The 6,000-nt window shown below is 68.9% G+C and carries 6 protein-coding genes and 1 tRNA gene; 6 read left to right on the forward strand and 1 reads right to left on the reverse strand.

The window, feature by feature from the left end:
- Positions 1-17: 17 nt before the first annotated feature.
- On the forward strand, positions 18-1,877 hold the full coding sequence (locus NM1_RS22160) for an ABC transporter ATP-binding protein (protein ID WP_068022907.1): 1,860 nt from the start codon (positions 18-20) through the stop codon (positions 1,875-1,877).
- Positions 1,878-2,072: 195 nt separating this feature from the next.
- A complete protein-coding gene (locus tag NM1_RS22165) occupies positions 2,073-2,621 on the forward strand; it encodes a putative glycolipid-binding domain-containing protein (protein ID WP_084519905.1) in 549 nt (182 codons plus the stop codon).
- A 233-nt stretch (positions 2,622-2,854) separates the two neighbouring features.
- On the opposite strand, the gene NM1_RS22170 is transcribed toward NM1_RS22165, so the two are convergent.
- Positions 2,855-3,868 (reverse strand): prephenate dehydrogenase, encoded by a 1,014-nt coding sequence (locus tag NM1_RS22170; protein WP_084519901.1) that lies wholly within the window; start codon positions 3,866-3,868, stop codon positions 2,855-2,857.
- Between NM1_RS22170 and NM1_RS22175 the strand changes: the two genes are divergently transcribed.
- The 4 genes from NM1_RS22175 to NM1_RS22190 all read left to right on the forward strand — a co-directional run.
- On the forward strand, positions 3,867-4,406 hold the full coding sequence (locus NM1_RS22175; RefSeq protein ID WP_068022922.1) for a tRNA adenosine deaminase-associated protein: 540 nt from the start codon (positions 3,867-3,869) through the stop codon (positions 4,404-4,406). The genes NM1_RS22170 and NM1_RS22175 overlap by 2 nt on opposite strands.
- 177 nt (positions 4,407-4,583) lie before the next feature.
- Complete coding sequence (locus tag NM1_RS22180; RefSeq protein WP_068022925.1) at positions 4,584-5,057, forward strand: nucleoside deaminase; 474 nt, start codon at positions 4,584-4,586, stop codon at positions 5,055-5,057.
- A 54-nt stretch (positions 5,058-5,111) separates the two neighbouring features.
- Positions 5,112-5,199 (forward strand) — tRNA-Ser (locus tag NM1_RS22185).
- A 143-nt stretch (positions 5,200-5,342) separates the two neighbouring features.
- The coding region (locus tag NM1_RS22190) for a helix-turn-helix domain-containing protein (RefSeq protein ID WP_169814306.1) at positions 5,343-6,000 on the forward strand (658 nt) is incomplete at its 3' end.

Here is a 6,000-nt window from a genome sequence, read left to right on the forward strand (position 1 = left end):
CTGCCACCGCGGACCCGGTGCCCGACGCCGAGGAAGGGTGGCGGGGCGTCGCCGCGGAGGAAGCCGAGACCACCGACGAGGTGAACCTGGCCCTGGCGGCGCGGCAGCGGCGGCTGCTGTGGTCGCTGGTGCGGCCGTACCGGCTGCTGGCGCTGGCGGCGCTGGCCCTGGTGCTGGTGGACAACGCGGCCATGGTGGCGGCGCCGCTGTTCGTCGCGCACGGGCTGGATGCCGGTGTGGGCCCGGCGATGTCGGGCGACTGGCTGCCCCTGATGGTCGCGGTCGGCGGCGTCGCTGGGTGCGCGGTGCTGGGCGGGATCACCACATTCCTGTTCGTGCGCATCTCCGGCAGGCTGAGCCAGCAGGTCCTGTTCGACCTGCGGATGCGGGTGTTCACGCATGTGCAGCGGCTGTCGATCCAGTTCCACGAGAACTACACCTCGGGCAAGATCGTTGCCCGGCTCACCAGCGATCTGGAGTCGCTGGAGGATCTGCTCGACCGCGCCCTCAACGACGCGCTGAGCGCCGTGCTGTCGGTGGTCACCATCGCGGCGATCCTGCTCTGGCTCGACATTCCGCTGGCGCTGGTGGTGCTGGCCGGTTTCGTGCCGCTGGTCTATGTGACCAGGTGGGCGCAGCGGCGGCAGCGCGCGGGGTACCGGCGGACCCGCGGCGCCATCGCGAAGGTCGTGGTCCATTTCGTGGAGGTGATGGGCGGTATCCGCGCGGTGCAGGCGTTCCGGCGCGAGGATCGCAACGAGACGATCCTGGCGAGCGAGGACGACGAATACCGCGCCGCGAACGCCGGTGCGCTGCGCGGCATGGCGAGCTATATCGGCCTGGTGCGACTGATCAGCAACGGGACCACGGTGGTGATCCTGCTGGTCGGCGCGTGGCGGGTCATTCACGGCCACACCGAGATCGGCGTGCTGGCGGCCTTCCTGCTGTATCTGCGGCAGTTCTACGGCCCGCTGGACGAGCTCGCGCAGGTGTTCAATTCCTATCAGTCCGCGGCCGCAGCGCTGGAACGCATCTCGGGGGTGCTCGAAGAGCGGCCGACCGTGCCGGAACCGTCCACACCCCGTCCGATCGAACGGCCCCGCGGTGAATTGCGGCTCGAGGACGTGCATTTCGAATACCCGCCGCGAAAAACTCAGGAGGGGCAGGAATCACCGGAAAACGTCGGCGGCACCCCGGTGCTGCCGCAATTCACGCTGGTAATTCCGGCGGGACAGGTGGTGGCGCTGGTGGGTGCCACCGGTGCCGGGAAATCGACGCTGGCAAAACTCGTCGCGCGTTTCTACGACCCTTCCGGCGGCGCCGTTCGCCTGGACGGTGTGGACCTGCGCGACCTGTCCGATGCCGACCTGCGCCGCACGATCGCCATGGTGACCCAGGAGTCGTACCTGTTCTCCGGTTCGGTCGCCGACAACATTCGGCTCGGCCGGCCCGACGCCACCGATGCGGAGGTGCACGACGCCGCGCGGGCGGTCGGGCTGTACGACTTCGCGATGTCGCTGCCCGAGGGGTTCGCCACCGATGTCCGCAAGCGCGGCGGGCGGCTGTCGGCCGGGCAGCGGCAGCTGGTCGCCTTCGCGCGGGTGTTCCTGGCCGATCCGGCGGTGATCGTGCTCGACGAGGCCACCTCCAGCCTGGACATCCCCGGTGAGCGGCAGGTACAGCACGCACTGGACACCGTCCTGCGCGACCGCACCGCGGTGATCATCGCGCACCGCCTGTCCACCGTGGCGATCGCCGACCGCGTGCTGGTACTGGACGACGGCCGCATCGTGGAGGACGGTTCCCCGGACCAATTGATCGCCGCCACCGGCCGCTTCGCCGCCTTGCACACGGCGTGGAGGGAGTCACTGGTGTAGGCGGGTGCCCGCGGCCGAGGTTCGTACACCCTTGGTTTGCTCCCGCACCCGCTGTCGGCCGCACGGCGCGCGGGCGGTCGGCCGCGCGTCACTTACGGTAGAGGTGTGAGCAATCCAGCCCCGGGCAATTCGGCGGCCGCCCAGGCGAGCGGCGCCAGCGTGGACGCGGCATCGGCGGAGTCGCGCTGGCCGTCGATGCTCACCTGGCGGTCACACGACGCGTCCCGGATGGAGTCGGTGCGGGTCATCGTCACCGGCAACCGGGTTCGCGCCTCGGGCCGGATCATCGCGGGCGACTCCGCGGACTACCCGGCGTTCAGCGCCTCGTACGACCTGGTCACCGACGAGAGCGGAGTGACCAAGCGGCTGTCACTGCGCAGCACCGTCGCGGCGGGCGAGCGGCAGGCCTCGATCGCGCGCGACGAGGAGAACTACTGGCTGATCGACGCGGGCGGAACGCACGTCCGCTCCACATTCGGCGGTGCGCTCGACGTCGACGTCGTGCTCAGTCCCTTCTTCAACACCCTGCCCATCCGCCGCTACGGCCTGGCACACGCCGCCGAGGACGTGCAGGTCCCCGTCGTCTACGTGCGCCTGCCGGACCTGCTGGTGCAGGAGGCGAGCCTGACATACTCGAGCGGCGCCGACGGGATCCACGTGCTGTCCCCCGTATCGAGCGCAACCGTGACCGTCGACTCGGACGGGTTCCTCCTCGACTACCCCGGTCTCGCCGAGCGCATCTGACGGCCTCGCCGCCGCCCCCATCGGGAACACCGGTAGTCGTGGTGGGTTCGACCTGCCTCGTTCTGCGTGACCCGGCCTCCGGCCGTACCGCTGGACGTTGCCCATATCCCGTCGGTAACCGCTCCACCGAGCCGGACAATCCTTGTGCGGGCTCGACCTGCCTCCGTTCTGCATCGCCCGGTTTCCGACTCGCAGGACGGTCGGCAACCTCCACTGCGCCGGGACGCTCGCGATCAGCCGTCGAGGCCGCGAATCACCCCGCCACGCTGCCCGGCCTCCCGCAGCTTCTCCAGCCACTCGTGATCGCCCGGCCGGATTCCGGTGATTTCCCAGCGCTCGAGGGTGTCGTAGCGGTCCCGTTCGCTGTAGCCCGCGTCGATCAGTTCACCCAGTGCGCCGCGGGAGGCCAGCGTCTCGCGGGCGTCGCCGAGCAGCCGGAGGGTGTCGTCGAGGGCGTCCAGCAGCGCCGCGGCGTTCGGTTCGCAGATGGCGCGCACCAGGTCGGGAGCGGTGGCCGCGACCCGGGTGCCGTCGCGGAACGACCCGGCGGCCAGTCCCAGCGCCAGGTCACCGCCACCCGCGCCGGTGACCGCGAGCGCCTCGGCCAGCACATGCGGCAGATGCGAGATGCGCGCGACCGCCCGATCGTGTTCGGCCGCGACGACCGGCACCAGGTAGGCGCCGCAGTCCAGGGCCAGCCGGGCGACCCGCGTCCACGGCTCGGCCCGGGTGCCCGGGTCGACGCCGATGGCCCAGGCAGCACCGTGGAACAGGTCCGGCGCCGAGGCGGTCCAACCGGATTCGGCGGTCCCGGCCATCGGATGCCCGCCGACGTAATGCGTGCCCAGTTCGTGTTCGTGCACCGCCGCGGCCACGGGCGCTTTCACACTCACCACATCGGTGAGCGGGCATCCGGGGGCGAACAATTTCACGTCGGACAGAATCGAATCGAGGGCGGGCATCGGCACGCCGACGACGAGCAGGGCATCGGCCGCGGCGGCCCGGCCGAGTACCGATTCGATATCGGCGTCGACGTCGAATCCGTCCGCTCGCGCGGCCCGCACGCCGAACTCGGAACGGTTGTATCCCCAGGCGTCATAGCCCGCGGCGACGGCGGCGCGCAGCACCGATCCACCGATCAAACCCGTTCCCAACACACATACGGCTGATTTTCCATCGCCCGTCACCCGATCAGATTCGCATACGACTTCAACATTTCCGCCTAAGCGGACTACCGTTGCGGCCATGGCAGCACAGCGCTCGAGCACGAACAGGGCGGCGTCGGACGATTACGACGATGTCGAAGGGTTCGCAGTGGCGGTTGTCCGCGAAGAAACCACATGGCGATGCAGTCCGCTCAGTCCCGCGGCACTGAACAGCTTGTCGGCGGCCGAACACGAACTGCGCGCCCTGCGCAGCACCGGAGCAGTGTTCGGACTGCTCGACGTGGACGACGAATTCTTCATAGTGTTGCGGCCCGCCCCCACCGGCAGCCGACTGTTGCTCTCGGATGCCACGGCCGCGATCGACTACGACATCGCGGAAGAAGTGCTCGAGGCATTGAATGTCGAGGTTCCGGATATCGATCCCGATGAACTCGACGACATCGATCCCTGGGAGGAAGGCGACCTCGGCGTGCTCGCCGACCTCGGCCTGCCCGAACCGGTCCTGAGCGTGATCCTCGCCGAAACCGACCTCTACCCGGACGAACAGCTCGGGATGATCGCGCAGCGTCTAGGATTCGCGGACGAGCTGTCGGCAGTGCTGGACAAGCTGCCCCGCTGAGCATGGGGGAAACCGGGGCGTTGACCGGAGCCTGGCCGTTGCCAGGGGCTGAGCCGGTGCTGTGCCCGCTGCATGGTCCGTGCACTGTGGCAGTCCCCGCTCGCCGTACCGAGGCGGGATGCGGAGTTCACCGTGTGTCCTGAGCCGAGCCCGGAGGCCCGGTTCTTGTCGGACAGCATGCCCGATCCGGACACTGCGCCTTCCGACGAGGACCTGGTGCGCGCGGCATTGTCGGCCGCCGTGGACGCGGATCCGCGTGATGTGCCGGTCGGCGCCGTCGTATTCGACGCCTCCGGGCGCGAGTTGGCTCGCGCGGCCAATGCCCGCGAGGCGCTCGGCGACCCGACGGCGCACGCCGAGGTGCTGGCGCTGCGCCGGGCCGCCGAGGTGGTCGGTGACGGGTGGCGGCTGGAGGGCACCACGCTGGCGGTGACGCTGGAGCCCTGCACGATGTGCGCCGGCGCCCTGGTCCTGGCCCGCGTGGACCGGCTGCTGTTCGGCGCCTGGGAGCCGAAGACCGGCGCGGTCGGCTCCCTCTGGGACGTGGTCCGTGATCGTCGTCTCAACCACCGCCCCCAGGTCCGCGGCGGCATCCTCGAAACCGAATGCGCCGCAACGCTGGACGCCTTCTTCCGCACCCAGCGCCCCTAGCGGGCCCTCGCCCCGATTTCGAGATCCGCCACCCCGTCCGGTAAAGTCACCGGCGGTGGCGTGTCCGAGCGGCCTAAGGAGCACGCCTCGAAAGCGTGTGAGGGGTAACCCCCCTCCGCGGGTTCAAATCCCGCCGCCACCGCTCTGAACTCCTCACCTGCTGATGCAGGTGAGGAGTTTGCTGTTCAGCCCCTCCAGCCGCCTGCGCAAGCGATCGTGTCGGTGCTCGGTGGCATGATCTCGCCCGTGAGTCCCTCGGTTGCGGACAGAGCACCAATCGGGTCTGTGGTGCGGGCATACCGCTTCGCGCTCGATCCGGCACCCCAACAGCAGCAGATGCTGCGATCACACTGCGGGGCGCAACGCTTCGCCTACAACTGGGGCCTCGCCATGGTGAAGGCCAATCTCGGCCAGCGGGAAGCCGAGCGCACCTACGGCATCATCGAAGATCAACTCACGCCGACGCATCCGTGGTCAGCCTACGGTATGCGCAAGGTCTGGAACCGAGCCAAGGACAGTGCGGCACCTTGGTGGCGGGAGAACTCGAAGGAGGCATACGCCTCCGGTCTGGCCAATTTGGCTGCTGCCCTGAGCAACTGGTCGAAATCCGGTACCGGCGAACGAGCAGGGAAAGTGCGGTTTCCGCGGTTCAAGTCGAAGAAGAGCACGTTGTCGTGCCGGTTCACCACCGGTGCGTTCGGCCTGACGGAATCAGACCGGAGGCATGTGAAACTGCCGCGAATCGGAACGGTGCGTACACACGAATCCACCCGAAAATTGGCTCGTCGAATCGAAGCCGGGACAGCTCGGATCCGCTCTGCAACGGTGGCTTTCGATCGAGGTCGGTGGTTCGTTTCGTTCTCTGTCGAGGTCCAGCGCACCCTCGGTCCGCCGGAACGACCGGGTGCTGTCGTGGGTGTGGACTTAGGTGTGAAGCACCTAG

This window comes from Nocardia mexicana NBRC 108244 (genome assembly GCF_001613165.1).
Lineage (GTDB): Bacteria > Actinomycetota > Actinomycetes > Mycobacteriales > Mycobacteriaceae > Nocardia > Nocardia mexicana.

Coding starts and splice junctions, on each gene's coding strand:
- NM1_RS22165 (WP_084519905.1), top strand. CDS start 2,073: ATGCTCACCTGGCGGTCACACGACGCGTCCCGGATGGAGTCGGTGCGG.
- NM1_RS22180 (WP_068022925.1), top strand. CDS start 4,584: ATGCCCGATCCGGACACTGCGCCTTCCGACGAGGACCTGGTGCGCGCG.
- NM1_RS22175 (WP_068022922.1), top strand. CDS start 3,867: ATGGCAGCACAGCGCTCGAGCACGAACAGGGCGGCGTCGGACGATTAC.
- NM1_RS22170 (WP_084519901.1), bottom strand. CDS start 3,868: ATGGCCGCAACGGTAGTCCGCTTAGGCGGAAATGTTGAAGTCGTATGC.